12 protein-coding genes, 2 tRNA genes and 4 pseudogenes are annotated in these 12,587 nt (G+C 61.9%); 6 read left to right on the top strand and 12 right to left on the bottom strand.

Annotated elements, in window-relative coordinates:
- Positions 1-4: 4 nt before the first annotated feature.
- From ACF8MI_RS11550 to ACF8MI_RS11540, 3 genes are read right to left on the bottom strand one after another with little or no spacing between them, the layout of a single operon-like run.
- Complete coding sequence (locus ACF8MI_RS11550) at positions 5-1,000, bottom strand: ABC transporter permease (RefSeq protein ID WP_060497308.1); 996 nt, start codon at positions 998-1,000, stop codon at positions 5-7.
- Complete coding sequence (locus ACF8MI_RS11545; protein ID WP_200928551.1) at positions 997-2,550, bottom strand: sugar ABC transporter ATP-binding protein; 1,554 nt, start codon at positions 2,548-2,550, stop codon at positions 997-999. Before ACF8MI_RS11545 ends, ACF8MI_RS11550 begins: the two co-directional genes overlap by 4 nt.
- A gap of 21 nt (positions 2,551-2,571) precedes the next feature.
- A complete protein-coding gene (locus ACF8MI_RS11540; RefSeq protein WP_392517537.1) occupies positions 2,572-3,528 on the bottom strand; it encodes a sugar ABC transporter substrate-binding protein in 957 nt (318 codons plus the stop codon).
- Between the two features lie 313 nt (positions 3,529-3,841).
- On the opposite strand from ACF8MI_RS11540, the gene ACF8MI_RS11535 reads away from it, so the two are divergent.
- Positions 3,842-4,930: an asparaginase gene (locus ACF8MI_RS11535; protein ID WP_200928552.1), complete on the top strand. Its 1,089-nt coding sequence runs from the start codon at positions 3,842-3,844 to the stop codon at positions 4,928-4,930.
- 103 nt (positions 4,931-5,033) lie between these two features.
- On the opposite strand, the pseudogene ACF8MI_RS11530 reads toward ACF8MI_RS11535, so the two are convergent.
- The 3 pseudogenes from ACF8MI_RS11530 to ACF8MI_RS11520 all read right to left on the bottom strand — a co-directional run.
- Positions 5,034-5,336 (bottom strand): annotated as a pseudogene (locus ACF8MI_RS11530) (MarR family transcriptional regulator).
- Positions 5,337-5,602: 266 nt separating this feature from the next.
- Positions 5,603-5,999 (bottom strand): annotated as a pseudogene (locus ACF8MI_RS11525) (helix-turn-helix domain-containing protein); the annotation flags it as partial.
- A gap of 62 nt (positions 6,000-6,061) precedes the next feature.
- Positions 6,062-6,220, bottom strand: a pseudogene (locus ACF8MI_RS11520) (ornithine cyclodeaminase); the annotation flags it as partial.
- On the opposite strand from ACF8MI_RS11520, the pseudogene ACF8MI_RS11515 reads away from it, so the two are divergent.
- From ACF8MI_RS11515 to ACF8MI_RS11505, 3 genes and pseudogenes are all read left to right on the top strand, one after another.
- Positions 6,207-6,425, top strand: a pseudogene (locus tag ACF8MI_RS11515) (NAD(P)/FAD-dependent oxidoreductase); the annotation flags it as partial. The pseudogenes ACF8MI_RS11520 and ACF8MI_RS11515 sit on opposite strands and share 14 nt — an antisense overlap.
- A 105-nt stretch (positions 6,426-6,530) precedes the next feature.
- Positions 6,531-6,773 carry a DUF1654 domain-containing protein gene (locus ACF8MI_RS11510; RefSeq protein ID WP_200928553.1) on the top strand — a complete coding sequence of 81 codons (243 nt, stop codon included), beginning with the start codon at positions 6,531-6,533 and terminating at the stop codon, positions 6,771-6,773.
- Positions 6,774-6,779: 6 nt separating this feature from the next.
- Positions 6,780-7,472 (top strand): endonuclease, encoded by a 693-nt coding sequence (locus ACF8MI_RS11505; RefSeq protein WP_164524768.1) that lies wholly within the window; start codon positions 6,780-6,782, stop codon positions 7,470-7,472.
- A 3-nt stretch (positions 7,473-7,475) separates the two neighbouring features.
- Here the strand turns inward: ACF8MI_RS11505 and ACF8MI_RS11500 are convergent, their stop codons facing one another.
- The 4 genes from ACF8MI_RS11500 to ACF8MI_RS11485 form a co-directional block, all read right to left on the bottom strand.
- A complete protein-coding gene (locus tag ACF8MI_RS11500) occupies positions 7,476-7,901 on the bottom strand; it encodes a GTP diphosphokinase (protein ID WP_019096842.1) in 426 nt (141 codons plus the stop codon).
- Between the two features lie 156 nt (positions 7,902-8,057).
- Positions 8,058-8,627 carry an SPOR domain-containing protein gene (locus ACF8MI_RS11495; protein ID WP_060497608.1) on the bottom strand — a complete coding sequence of 190 codons (570 nt, stop codon included), beginning with the start codon at positions 8,625-8,627 and terminating at the stop codon, positions 8,058-8,060.
- 132 nt (positions 8,628-8,759) lie between these two features.
- Positions 8,760-8,836: transfer RNA gene (locus ACF8MI_RS11490), tRNA-Val, on the bottom strand.
- A gap of 170 nt (positions 8,837-9,006) precedes the next feature.
- Positions 9,007-9,083: transfer RNA gene (locus ACF8MI_RS11485), tRNA-Val, on the bottom strand.
- A gap of 203 nt (positions 9,084-9,286) precedes the next feature.
- Here ACF8MI_RS11485 and ACF8MI_RS11480 point away from each other — a divergent pair.
- On the top strand, positions 9,287-10,570 hold the full coding sequence (locus ACF8MI_RS11480; RefSeq protein WP_060497609.1) for an FAD-binding oxidoreductase: 1,284 nt from the start codon (positions 9,287-9,289) through the stop codon (positions 10,568-10,570).
- Between the two features lie 114 nt (positions 10,571-10,684).
- On the opposite strand, the gene ACF8MI_RS11475 is transcribed toward ACF8MI_RS11480, so the two are convergent.
- Entirely contained in the window at positions 10,685-11,362 is a 678-nt protein-coding gene (locus ACF8MI_RS11475) for a peptidase C39 family protein (protein WP_200928554.1), read from the bottom strand.
- Positions 11,363-11,585: 223 nt separating this feature from the next.
- Here ACF8MI_RS11475 and ACF8MI_RS11470 point away from each other — a divergent pair, with 223 nt between their 5' ends.
- Complete coding sequence (locus tag ACF8MI_RS11470) at positions 11,586-11,762, top strand: hypothetical protein (RefSeq protein WP_164524771.1); 177 nt, start codon at positions 11,586-11,588, stop codon at positions 11,760-11,762.
- A 45-nt stretch (positions 11,763-11,807) separates the two neighbouring features.
- Here ACF8MI_RS11470 and ACF8MI_RS11465 read toward each other — a convergent pair whose 3' ends face one another.
- The gene (locus tag ACF8MI_RS11465) at positions 11,808-12,560 is read right to left on the bottom strand and encodes a TerC family protein (protein ID WP_019096844.1); all 753 of its coding nucleotides are present in this window, start codon (positions 12,558-12,560) and stop codon (positions 11,808-11,810) included.
- Positions 12,561-12,587: the final 27 nt, after the last annotated feature.

Below are 12,587 nucleotides of genomic sequence, written 5' to 3'. Positions count from 1 at the left end.
GTTGTCAGTTCCGCCGGCCTGCGCGCCGGCTACGGTAGGTGTCGAGCACCACGGCGATGACGATCACCGCCCCGGTGATGATGCGTTTGGTCGGTTCGCTGGCACCGATCTGCGCCAACCCGGCGGCCAGCACCGAAATGATCAGTACGCCAAAGAAGGTGCTGATGACCGAGCCGCGCCCGCCCATCAGGCTGGTGCCGCCGATGACCACGGCTGCGATCACCTGCAGCTCCAGGCCGGAGCCGGCATTGGGGTCAGCCGCCTCCAGTCGAGAAATCTGGAACAGGGAGGCCAGTCCGGCAAGCAGGCCCATCAGGGCGAACACCAGTACCTTGTATGGGCGCGGGTCGATACCGGCCAGGCGCACGGCCTCTTCGTTGGTGCCGATGCCGATCAGGTAGCGGCCGAACACGGTGCGGGTCAGCACCAACTGGGCCAGCACGATCACCAGCAAGGCAATGATGAACGCGGGCGATATGCCAAAGGCCACCGGGTTGGAGAACCAGGCGTAGGCATCGCCGATATAGGCGGTGCGCGAGTCGGTGAACTGGTAGGCCAGGCCGCGGGCCATCTCCAACACGCCAAGCGAGACGATGAACGACGGAATGCGCCAGGCTACGGTGACGCCACCGGTGATGCTACCGGCCAGCGCGGCCACGGCCATGCCCAGCAGCGCCGAGGGCAAAACGCCCCAGCCCCAGCCAAGAATCGCCACGCTCACCGTGGATGCCGCCAGCGCCAGCACCGAGCCCACCGACAGGTCGATGCCGCCGATGATCAGCACGAAGGTCATGCCCACCGCCAGCACCATCAAGTCGGGGATCTGGTTGGCCAGGGTGCTGAAGGTGTTATACGACCAGAAGTGGCTGCTGAGGAACGAGAACAGCACGATCATCGCCAGCAAGGCGCCAGCCAGGCCCAGGTAGGTGCCCAGGCCAAAATAGGTGCCACTGCGGCGCACGGGGGCGGCGCCTTGGCTATCGAGCGGAGTGGTTTTCATGCATCCATCCTGGGGGCTGCGTCGTGCAGCAGTGCGTCACGTTTCTGATAACCGGCAAAGGCGGCGGCCAACAGCTGGTCCTGGCTCCAATGATCGCGGTCGAAGGTGTCGATCAGGCGACCGGCAGACAGTACGGCGATGCGGTCGCAAATCAGCATCAGCTCGCGCAGGTCGCTGGACACCACCACCAAGGCCTTGCCCTGACGTGCCAGTTCGGCCAGCAGGCCGTAGATGTCGAATTTGGCGCCGACGTCGATGCCACGGGTGGGTTCGTCGAACAGCAGCACCTGGCAGTCGCGCTCCAGCCAGCGGCCGATTACCACCTTCTGCTGGTTGCCGCCCGACAGCTCGCCCACCACTTGCTGCGCGCCCGCACTGCGAATGCGCATGGCCTGGATCTGGCGCTCTGCCAGGCTCTTTTCTGCCTCGCCATCGAGTATGCCGGCCCGCGATACCGCGCCCAGGTTGCCCAAGGCGATATTGGCGCTGATCGACTGTGTCAGCAGCAGGCCTTCGCCTTTGCGGTCTTCGGTAATCAGTGCGATACCCGCCCGCACAGCCGCCTTGGGCGAATCGATGTTAACGGCCTGGGGTGGCTGGCCAAGTGCAATGCTACCGCTGTCGGCGCGGTCGGCGCCGTAGATCAGCCTTAGCAATTCGGTTCGTCCGGCACCTATCAGGCCGGAAATACCGAAAATTTCCCCTGCCCTGACTTCGAACGACACGTCGCGCACCTTGTCGGCGCGGCTGAGCTTGTCGACCTTGAGCAAGGGCGCGCCAATCTGCCTGCGGCCCAGGTCGATATGTTCGCCCAGCTCGCGGCCGACCATCAGGTTGACCAGCTCGGTGCTGCTGTAGCGCTGGATCGGCTCGTCACACACCAGCTTGCCGTCGCGCAGCACGACGATGCGCTGGGCCACCCGCTGCAGCTCTTCAAGGCGGTGCGAGATGTAGACGATGGCCACACCACGCTCACGCAGACGCTCGATCTGAGTGAACAGCAGCTCCACCTCGCGGGCGGTGAGCATGGCGGTGGGCTCGTCGAAGATCAGCAAACGGCAGTCGCCGATCAGGTTACGGGCGATCTCGACCATCTGCTGGTGGCCGATGCCCAGCTCACCGACCGGCGTATCCGGGCTGATGGCATCGAGCCCGACCTGCACCATGGCAGCCGTGGCCAGCTGGCGCAGGCGCTTCTGGCTGATGCAGCCGAAACGGCTGGGCAGGTTATCGAGGAACAGGTTTTCCGCCACGGTCAGCGTGGGCAGCAGGTTGAGCTCCTGCATGACCATTCGCACACCCAGGCGCTCGGCCTTGCGGCGGCTGCCAGGCGCGTACGCCTGGCCGCGGTAGGTCATGTGCCCGGTGGTCGGAGATTCCAGGCCACTGATGAGTTTGGACAGGGTGCTCTTGCCCGCACCGTTTTCACCGGTCAGGGCCAGCACTTCGCCGGCCCGCAGGTTCAGGCTGACCTCGCCGAGCACAGGCTGGGCGTAAGTCTTGCCCAACCCGCTGGCGGCAAGCACCACTTCGTTGGCCGATGCAGGCATGGCCGTTTCTCCTGGCAGCAATCAGGGCTTGGTGATGAGTTGGACCGGGGTCTGAATGACGTTGTCGGCATCCACGTCCGGCTTCTCGCCCTTGACCATCTTCAGCGCCGCCTGGATGCCGTACACCGCCTGCTGGCTGGCCGCCTGGTCGAGGGTGGCGAGCACCCTGCCATCCTTGAGCATGGGTTTGATGGCGTTGATGTTGTCGTAGCCCACCACTTGCACTTGGCCAGTCTTGCCGGCAGCGCGCACGGCCGACACCGCGCCCATGGCCATGCTGTCGTTGCCGGCCAGCAGGGCTTTCAGGTCGGGGTATTCGTTGAGCATGGAGGCAGCGACGGCGTTGCCCTTGTCGATCTCCCAGTTGCCGCTTTGCACCGAGACGATCTTCATCTGTGCGGCGTCCATGGCGTCCTTGAAGCCGGCGGTGCGCTGCTGGGCATTGGTGGTGGTCGGCACGCCTTCGATGATGCCGACCTGGTCACCGGCCTTGAGCTTCTCGTTGGCCAGGTAGTCGCCGACCAGGCGCGCGCCTTTGCGGTTATCGGGGCCAACGAAGGGCACGCTGATGCCTTTGCTCTTGAGCAGTTCAGGGTCCAGGCGGTTGTCGATATTGATCACCACCACGCCCTGGTCCATGGCCTTTTTCACTGCCAAGACCAGCGCCTTGGAATCCGCCGGGGCGATCACCAGCGCCTTGGCGCCGGCATTGACCATTTGCTCGACGATGCGGATCTGCTCGCCGGTATCGGTCTCGTTCTTGATGCCGCTGGCGATCAGATCGAACTCGTTGGGATGCGCTTTCTGGTAGTCCTTGGCGCCGTCTTCCATGGTGCGGAAGAATGCGTTGGCCAGTGACTTCATCACCAGGGCGACCTTGGGCTTGTCTTCGGCGTGGGCGGCGGAAAACGGCAGGGCGAAAGACAGGGTGGAAACGACAGCGAGGGCCAGCAGACGACCGGGGAACGGCAGCTTCATGGACAATGACTCCGAATCTTGTGTTTTTTATCGGATCGCAAACGTTTGCGTTGCCTAACTATGGAAATAAGACCGGGGGTTGTCAAATCCGTTTGGCGTTCGGTGGCCTGAGCTCTGCTGGTACCGATTATCCAGAATTTTCCGGAAAACCGAACACCTTTTCCTACGCCTGTTCGGATTTTCGAATGGAATACTGGCCCCTGTCGCGGCTCAAGACCGTGCCTGCAGGCGTTTGCACAAGCTGGTATGAAACATGCCTCAAGCCTTATGCGACATACGAAAAATCTCATTAGGAAGAGAGAGAACAATAACGATGAATGCTGCACTTAAAACCTTCGCCCCCAGCGCCCTCGCCCTGCTGCTGATCCTGCCCGCCACCGCCTCGGCCAAAGAAGCCGAAACTCAGCAGAAGCTGGCCAACGTGGTCATCCTCGCCACCGGCGGCACCATTGCCGGCGCCGGCGCCAGCGCCGCCAACAGTGCCACCTACCAGGCCGCCAAGCTGGGCGTCGACAAGCTGATTGCCGGTGTGCCGGAACTGGCCGACATTGCCAACGTACGCGGCGAGCAGGTGATGCAGATCGCCTCTGAAAGTATCTCCAACGACGACCTGCTGAAGCTGGGCAAGCGTGTCGCCGAACTGGCCGAGAGCAAGGACGTCGACGGTATCGTGATCACCCACGGCACCGACACCCTCGAAGAAACCGCCTACTTCCTCAACCTGGTGGAAAAGACCGACAAGCCCATCGTGGTCCTCGGCTCGATGCGTCCGGGCACCGCCATGTCGGCCGACGGCATGCTCAACCTGTACAACGCCGTAGCCGTGGCCAGTGACAAGCAGTCGCGCGGCAAGGGCGTGCTGGTGACCATGAACGACGAGATCCAGTCTGGCCGTGACGTGAGCAAGTCGGTGAACATCAAGACCGAAGCGTTCAAGAGCGCCTGGGGCCCGATGGGCATGGTGGTGGAAGGCAAGTCGTACTGGTTCCGCCTGCCGGCCAAGCGCCATACGGTCAATTCCGAGTTCGACATCAAGCAGATCAGCAGCCTGCCGCAGGTGGACATCGCCTATGGCTATGGCAACGTGACGGACACTGCCTACAAGGCGCTGGCGCAGAACGGTGCTAAGGCGCTGATCCATGCCGGTACCGGCAACGGTTCGGTATCGTCACGAGTAGTGCCGGCGCTGCAGGAGCTGCGCAAGAATGGTGTGCAGATCATCCGTTCGTCGCACGTCAACCAAGGTGGTTTCGTGCTGCGCAACGCCGAACAGCCGGATGACAAGAACGACTGGGTTGTGGCCCATGACCTGAACCCGCAAAAAGCGCGGATTCTGGCGATGGTGGCGATGACCAAGACCCAGGACAGCAAAGAGCTGCAGCGGATCTTCTGGGAGTATTGATCGTACCGCCCCCAGAGCCGGTACGCCGGCCCTAGGGGCTTCGCTCCAACCCTACTGGCTAACACGCGCTCCTACAAAAAGCTCGCGCAAGACTAGGAGAGGGTCATGGCGCGATGCGCTTCAGCTCGTTTAACAACCCCATCGGCTGCTGCAGTTTCTCTTCGCCAAACTGCGCCTGAATCTACTGGTAGTTGGCTTCCACCCCCTCCTTCATCGAGCCAAAGCACGCGCCCTCGGCCAGCGTCACGAAAACACGTCGCTGGTCCTGCGCGACCATCTGCCGCCGCACCAGCCCGTCACGCTCCAGTCGCCCCAGCACCCCAGTCATGCTCGGTTTGAGGATGCAGGCCAGCTCTGCCAGTTGGTAATTCTCCAGCTCGCCATGCTGCTTGAGGATGCGGATCACCCGCTATTGCTGCTCGGTCAGGTCGTGCTCGTTCAACAGCGGCCTGAAAAATGCCATTGCGGCTTCCCGGGCCTGCAGAAGGATCAGTGTGAGCGAAGGTTGCATCTTGGTCATGGTCAAGCCTGTGGTTTTTCTCTGCTCACGAATTTAAGGGCATGCACGATGGAAAGTGCAATCTGTTCCACGGAAAACCCATTCAAGCCTGGCGCGCGGGCTGCGACCATCCGCTACAAACAACATATTCCGGGTGCCCTGCCATGACCCTTTCACTGCAAGCCCGCCTGCCGTTGGCGGTACTCAACCGGCGTAAGCTTGGCGTAGCGGTTGAAGAAGCGGCTGAAATAGGCCGGATCCTTGAAGCAGAGCTGGTAGCAAATTTCGTTGGCCGTGCTGCCAGAGAACAACAGCAGGCGCTTGGACGGCAGGTCGACACACGTCGTTCAGCCGCGCCTCGGTCACGCCAATTTGCTGCGCGTAGCAGGCCAGCAGCCAGTGCTCCAGGTAATGCGCTTCGATCAGTGCATTGAAACGGTGGTAGATTTTCAGGTCTTCGTGCCGCGCCGGGGTCGACTCCAGCGACTCACGCGTGTTCATCCAGGAGCCGGCCGATGTCCCACGGGTAATGGACGTGATAGGTGAGAAGCTCCGTGGTATTGACCCGGCCACCACGGTCAGTTTGGTGATCTGTGTCATAGGTTTTGCCTTGTGATCCGGTAGTGGAGGGATCAGCTGAGAACGAGGTTTCCCCAGAGGTTGAGCTTTACGCCGACGCCTTGTTCGAGCGCCTTGCGGTACACCACGGCGCCCCAGGCCACGTCCTCGACGGGCATGCCGCCGACCGACATCAGGATGATTTCGTCGTCGTGCAGGCGCCCTGGTGCATGCTGGGCCGGGACCATCGACGTCACCCCCAACTCCAACCCGGTGATCGGCCCGGTGGCCAGTCTTCCGGGCCTGACCCTGGCCACTGGGTTTTCCGGGCACGGCTTCGGCACCTCGCCTGCGGCCGGCCAGCCGGCAGCGGACCTGGTGTCCCAGGCCGCTCCGCTGATCGACCCCGCCCCTTGCCGCTTCGAACGCTTTACCTGACGTCATGGCGATGACTGACCATGAGTGGATTTCCCCCGACAAGCTGTTGCGAATTTACTTACAGCGAAATACTGTATGTGCATACAGCAAAACAAGGAAATGTCTGTGTCCAGCACCGCCTCCGCCACCCCGAGCAGCTATGAACAGCTGGGTGTACGCATCCAGAAGATCATCAACAGCCCTACCGCCCAGCGCAGCCGAGCGGCGCTGATCTTTCGCCTGGAACAGGAAAGCCCGGAAGACTGGGAAACCTTGATGGAGGAGATCGCAGAAAACGACAACGTCACCCTCGCTCACCGCGACGACGGTGGCGTACAGGTTTTCTGGACCGTACCGAAGGAAGACTGACCCCGCATGAGAGTTTCGTTTTTTGCCGCAGCCTGCCTGTTACTGACCGCTCCATTTGCCCAAGCCGATGCCCCACGCACCTTTCAGGAGGCCAAGCAGGTCGCCTGGAAGCTGTATGCACCGCAATCGACCGAGTTTTATTGCGGCTGCAAATACAAAGGCAACAAGGTCGACCTGGCGTCCTGCGGCTATGCCCCGCGCAAGAATGCCCAGCGCGCGTCACGTATCGAGTGGGAGCACATCGTGCCCGCCTGGCAGATCGGCCATCAGCGCCAGTGCTGGCAGGACGGCGGGCGCAAGCAGTGCTCGCAGCATGACGAGGTGTACAAACGTGCCGAGGCTGACCTGCACAACCTTGTACCGAGCATCGGCGAGGTCAATGGCGACCGCAGCAACTTCAGTTTCGGCTGGCTGCCGGAGCAACGCGGCCAGTATGGCAGTTGCCTGACCCAAGTCGACTTCAAAGCCAGGAAGGTCATGCCACGCCCCTCGATACGCGGCATGATCGCCCGCACCTACTTCTACATGAGCAAGCAGTACAACCTGCGCCTGTCCCGGCAGGACCGCCAGTTGTTCAAGGCCTGGAACAAGACCTATCCGCCGCAGGCATGGGAGCGGCAACGCAACCAGCAGGTGGCTTGCGTGATGGGCCGGGGGAATGAGTTCGTCGGGCCGGTCAACCTCAAGGCCTGCGGCTGAGCCTCAGGCCAACGCCTGCAAATAGGCGCTGGCTTCCCGGTAGCGGGCCAACCGCGCCAGGTCGGCGGGGCCAGGGCAAGGAATGCGCGAAATGTCGCTGTTATCGGCCAGATCGGCCAGTTTGACGGTTCGCGCCAGCGGGTCATCGCCCAGACGCACCACGAAGTCCTGGTAAGCCTCACCCTCGCGGCGACTGAGCGCCAGCAAGGCTGCAAGGATTTTAAGCGCGAAACCCTCGCGCGCCAGGTCGGACAGGGTCAGCGGGGTGTCCTCAATCACATCGTGAAGTACTGCGACAATCCGTTGTTCGGGTGTGGACACCCGCATCATCACCCGTAGCGGGTGGAGGATATAAGCTGCCCCACCCTTGTCGTATTGCCCTTCATGCGCCCTGGCGGCCACGGCAATGGCCCGCTCCAGTGTAGACATGAGGCCCCTCCCCGTTCGGCATCGTCACTCCAAGCATAGCCAAACTTGTGTGAACAATGCTCAGCGCAAACTTCGGCGAAACTGGCTTGCTCCAAGTCTACGACTTGACGCGATCCCTGTAGGAGCGGCCTTGCATCGCGAAAGGGCCTGGGAAGGTTAGCGTGTGGCCCCGTGCTGGATAACCACCGAATCGGTGCCCAGCTTGGCCATCACTTCATCCCTGCGCGCTTTTGCTTCTTCGCGGGTAGGGAATGGCCCCATCAGCACCACTGGCTTGCCGTCGCGGTATTCCACCGAAGACGGGATGCCCTTTTCGATAAGCCGTGCGGTCATGTCACTCAGCGCGCCCATGTTGGCACCCTGAACCACCTCTACATCCCAGCCCTCGGGTGCCGGTTGGTCTGCCAGCGCCTCGGCGCGGCGCTGCAGGTCGGCACCGCCGCACATCTCGCGGATGCGCAGGTTGTTGCCAGTGTCGTCGACGATGATGTCGTACTGGCCATCGCGCTTGATCGCCACGTAGCTGCGGTAGGCTTCGTACTGCCCGGCATCATCCTTGCCACGGACCTGGCCGCAGATGGTGCCCTGGGTGTCGATCCGTACGTTGCCGAACTTGGCGGTTTTGGGGTTGTGCAGGTGCTCGGCCACCTGCTTGTGCACGCCTTCGACCTCGTTCTCACAGCCCGCCAGGGCGAGCACTGCCATTACCACAGCCAGTTTGCGCACGCGTGTACCTCCAGATTCGAAGGGGCGGATTCTAGCACGCCGACCTCGATCCCGAACCGCGACCAAACGTTACACGCTGCTTCACGCGCCCATGCAAAAAGGGCGATCATTTCTGATCGCCCTTTTCGGATTTGGTAGGCACAATTGGACTCGAACCAACGACCCCCACCATGTCAAGGTGGTGCTCTAACCAACTGAGCTATGTGCCTGTCGTGTGGTGCGCATGTTAGTGATCGAATGCACACCTGTAAAGCTTTTTTTTTGAGAAAAATCAAAAACTTTCGAATGTAAGCGCTTGGCGCCCCTGCAACGGTTTGCAGCACCCGAAACCGGGCAATGAAAAAAGGGGTGACCCTTGCGGATCACCCCTTCTTCGATTTGGTAGGCACAATTGGACTCGAACCAACGACCCCCACCATGTCAAGGTGGTGCTCTAACCAACTGAGCTATGTGCCTGTCGTGTGGTGCGCATTCTACGCATTCCTAAAACCCTGTCAACACTTTTTTTCGCGCTAAGCTACTGAATCTTAAACTCTTTATAGATAGAAGGACTGTCAGGTACCCCGTAAAGGATTTTCATCAGACGACTAGCGGGTGTTTATTATTATTGATAGCATCGGTACATTCGTTAAAAATATAAAACACGAGGTTCCTGCAGCATGGCTAACACCCCCTACCCCCAGTCCTACTACGCCGCCTCGGCCAACCCGGTGCCGCCACGTCCGGCGCTGCAGGGTGAGGTGGAAACCGATGTGTGCATCATCGGCGCCGGCTACACCGGCCTGTCCAGCGCCCTATTCCTGCTGGAGAACGGCTTCAAGGTAAGCATCGTCGAAGCGGCCAAGGTCGGCTTTGGCGCGTCGGGCCGCAACGGCGGCCAGATCGTCAACAGCTACAGCCGCGACATCGACGTCATCGAGCGCACCGTTGGCCCCAAGCAGGCGCAACTGCTGGGCCACATGGCCTTCGAAGGCGGCCGCATCATTCGTGAGCGCGTGGCCAAGTACAACATTCAGTGCGACCTGAAAGACGGTGGTGTGTTCGCCGCCCTCACCAGCAAGCAGATGGGCCACCTGGAGTCGCAAAAGCGCCTGTGGGAACGTTTCGGCCACAACCAGCTGGAGCTGATGGACCAGAAGCGCATCCGCGAAGTGGTCGCCTGCGACAGCTATATCGGCGGCATGCTGGACATGAGCGGCGGCCACATCCACCCGCTCAACCTGGCCCTGGGCGAAGCCGCTGCGGTCGAATCGCTGGGCGGCATCATCTATGAGCAAACCCCAGCGGTGCGCATCGAGCGCGGTGCCAACCCGGTCGTACACACGCCACAAGGTAAAGTGCGCGCCAAGTTCATCATCGTCGCCGGCAACGCCTACCTGGGCAACCTGGTACCGGAACTGGCCGCCAAGTCCATGCCGTGTGGTACCCAGGTGATCACCACCGAGCCGCTGGGTGACGAACTGGCACGCACCCTGCTGCCGCAGGACTACTGCGTCGAAGACTGCAACTACCTGCTCGACTACTACCGCCTCACCAGCGACAAGCGCCTGATCTTCGGCGGCGGCGTGGTGTACGGCGCGCGTGACCCGGCCAACATCGAGGCGATCATCCGTCCGAAGATGCTCAAGGCCTTCCCGCAGCTGAAGAACGTGAAGATCGACTACGCCTGGACCGGCAACTTCCTGCTGACCCTGTCGCGCCTGCCGCAGGTTGGCCGTATCGGTGACAACATCTACTACTCCCAGGGCTGCTCGGGCCACGGCGTAACCTACACCCACCTGGCAGGCAAGGTGCTGGCGGAGGCCCTGCGTGGCCAGGCTGAGCGTTTCGACGCCTTCGCCGGCCTGCCGCACTACCCGTTCCCGGGTGGCCAGATGCTGCGCGTGCCGTTCAGCGCCATCGGTGCCTGGTACTACAGCCTGCGCGATCGCCTGGGCTTCTGATGTAAGCAGGCCCGGCCTATTCGCGGGCAAGCCCGCTCCCACAGGTTCCGCACTGGTTTCAGGCTCAGTGCGATCCCTGTGGGAGCGGGCTTGCCCGCGAAAGGGCTGGCAACGCTATTTGTTCAGGCTACTCACAGCCTGCTTCGCCGCAATCTCCTGCCCCGCCCGCGCCAGCTCATCCGCCGCCTGCAGCCAGCGCTGACGATCCACCTGTGCCGGCAACTGCCTCGGCGGCTGCACCAGCACTGCCCAACTCCCCTGCTTCGCCCACGCCGAGGCAAAGTCATCGAACGCCATCACCTGCCGCCGGTGCATGCCCGAGCGCAACAGCACCCGTTGCTTGTAACGGTCATAGCCGATCAGCACCGCATAACGCGGCTCGCCCCACCACGCCGAACCGTCCTCGTAACGCAGCAGCACCGGGTTGCCAGCCGCCACCTGGGCCAGCAGCGCGTCCAGCTGCTTGTCCAGCGGGTACACCACCATGCCGTAGTCCCGCGCCACACGAGGAATGCCGGTGTCCAGCGCTTCGGCGCCCTGCGGCAGGTTCAACGGTTTGTCCAGCAGCCCCGGCGTGATGGGCGCGCCCTGCTGCGACAGCTCGGCCGCCAGGGCCATGGCGCCACTGTGGTTGGCGTTGCCACGGTAGAACGGCACGCTGCTGATCTCGACACGCTGCGGCAGGCCCTTGAGGTTGGCGGGCGGTGCACTGGCACAGCCGGCCAGGCTGGCCGCAATCAGGCAGGCAGCCAGCAGCCGACGGGGGACGGTTTTGAAGGAATGTTGCTGCATGGACGCTCGCTTGTTTCAACGCCAGGCAGGCAGCGCCTGGCTCTGGCCAACGATCATAGGTCCCACAGCGGCGCGGGTATAGTCCGACAGCGGCTTAGAGCAAATCGGACCCAGAGATAGACCATTGTTCGATGGAACGTCACAGGCGAAGGGCTAGACTAAAGCAGTGTCTGGAAGGCAAGCGCTGGCTGACCGTGCGCTGCCCTTGGAGATGGAGGCACAGATGAGCCTGACCATGGCAATCCTCATGCTGGTGGGCATGTGGCTGAGCGTCGCAGCCGCCATGCTGTGGGGTGTACTCCGTATCGTGCGGCGTCATTCCCACCACCACCTGCCACCGCAGGCACCCGCCAGGCCGCAGCCTGTACGCCGGGCACGGCGGCATGCCGGGGTGCACTAAACTTTCAGAAACCGCCAACGGGGCGCATGGCGCCCCGTTTTTTTATCAACCTTCAGCCGCCTCACGCTTCAATCGCGCCCTGCGAGCCAGGATGTTGAGGATCTCGATCGCGGTCGAGAACGCCATGGCCGCATACACATACCCCTTCGGCACATGGGCACCAAAGCCTTCAGCGATCAGTGTCATGCCGATCATGATCAGGAAGCCCAGGGCCAGCATGACGACCGTCGGGTTGTCATTGATAAAGTTGGCCAGCGGGTCGGCGGCCACCATCATCACGATTACAGCCGTGATCACGGCAATGATCATGATCGGCAAGTGCTCGGTCATGCCCACGGCGGTGATGATGCTGTCCACCGAGAAGACGATGTCCAGCAGCAAAATCTGGAAGATCGCCGCCGCAAAGCCCAAGGTAACCGTAGACGACACCTTGGCTTCTTCCTTGGCGCCGTGCGGGTCGACGTTTTCGTGAATCTCCTTGGTCGCCTTCCACAGCAGGAACAGGCCACCGGCAATCAGGATCACGTCCTTCCACGAGAAGGCGTTGCCGAACACTTCGAACACCGGGTCGGTCAGCTGAACGATCCAGGCCACCGTGCTGAGCAAGGCCAGGCGCATGACCAAGGCCATGCTGATACCAATGCGACGCGCCTTGGAACGGTATTCCACCGGCAGCTTGTTGGTCAGGATGGAAATGAAGATCAGGTTGTCGATGCCCAGTACAACTTCCATGGCCACCAGCGTAGCCAGGGCAACCCAGGCGGTGGGGCTAGCGGCGAGTTCCAGCAAGTATTCCATTGTTCAAATCCTGCAGCGGCGGGGTGG

The organism is Pseudomonas sp. yb_9, assembly GCF_043103635.1.
GTDB classification, from domain to species: Bacteria; Pseudomonadota; Gammaproteobacteria; order Pseudomonadales; family Pseudomonadaceae; genus Aquipseudomonas; species Aquipseudomonas monteilii.
The sequence above is the reverse complement of the archived record's forward strand: the minus strand, read 5'-3'. Positions and strand labels throughout refer to the sequence as shown.

Coding starts and splice junctions, on each gene's coding strand:
- ACF8MI_RS11550 (WP_060497308.1), bottom strand. CDS start 1,000: ATGAAAACCACTCCGCTCGATAGCCAAGGCGCCGCCCCCGTGCGCCGC.
- ACF8MI_RS11545 (WP_200928551.1), bottom strand. CDS start 2,550: ATGCCTGCATCGGCCAACGAAGTGGTGCTTGCCGCCAGCGGGTTGGGC.
- ACF8MI_RS11540 (WP_392517537.1), bottom strand. CDS start 3,528: ATGAAGCTGCCGTTCCCCGGTCGTCTGCTGGCCCTCGCTGTCGTTTCC.
- ACF8MI_RS11535 (WP_200928552.1), top strand. CDS start 3,842: ATGAATGCTGCACTTAAAACCTTCGCCCCCAGCGCCCTCGCCCTGCTG.
- ACF8MI_RS11505 (WP_164524768.1), top strand. CDS start 6,780: ATGAGAGTTTCGTTTTTTGCCGCAGCCTGCCTGTTACTGACCGCTCCA.
- ACF8MI_RS11500 (WP_019096842.1), bottom strand. CDS start 7,901: ATGTCTACACTGGAGCGGGCCATTGCCGTGGCCGCCAGGGCGCATGAA.
- ACF8MI_RS11480 (WP_060497609.1), top strand. CDS start 9,287: ATGGCTAACACCCCCTACCCCCAGTCCTACTACGCCGCCTCGGCCAAC.
- ACF8MI_RS11475 (WP_200928554.1), bottom strand. CDS start 11,362: ATGCAGCAACATTCCTTCAAAACCGTCCCCCGTCGGCTGCTGGCTGCC.
- ACF8MI_RS11470 (WP_164524771.1), top strand. CDS start 11,586: ATGAGCCTGACCATGGCAATCCTCATGCTGGTGGGCATGTGGCTGAGC.
- ACF8MI_RS11465 (WP_019096844.1), bottom strand. CDS start 12,560: ATGGAATACTTGCTGGAACTCGCCGCTAGCCCCACCGCCTGGGTTGCC.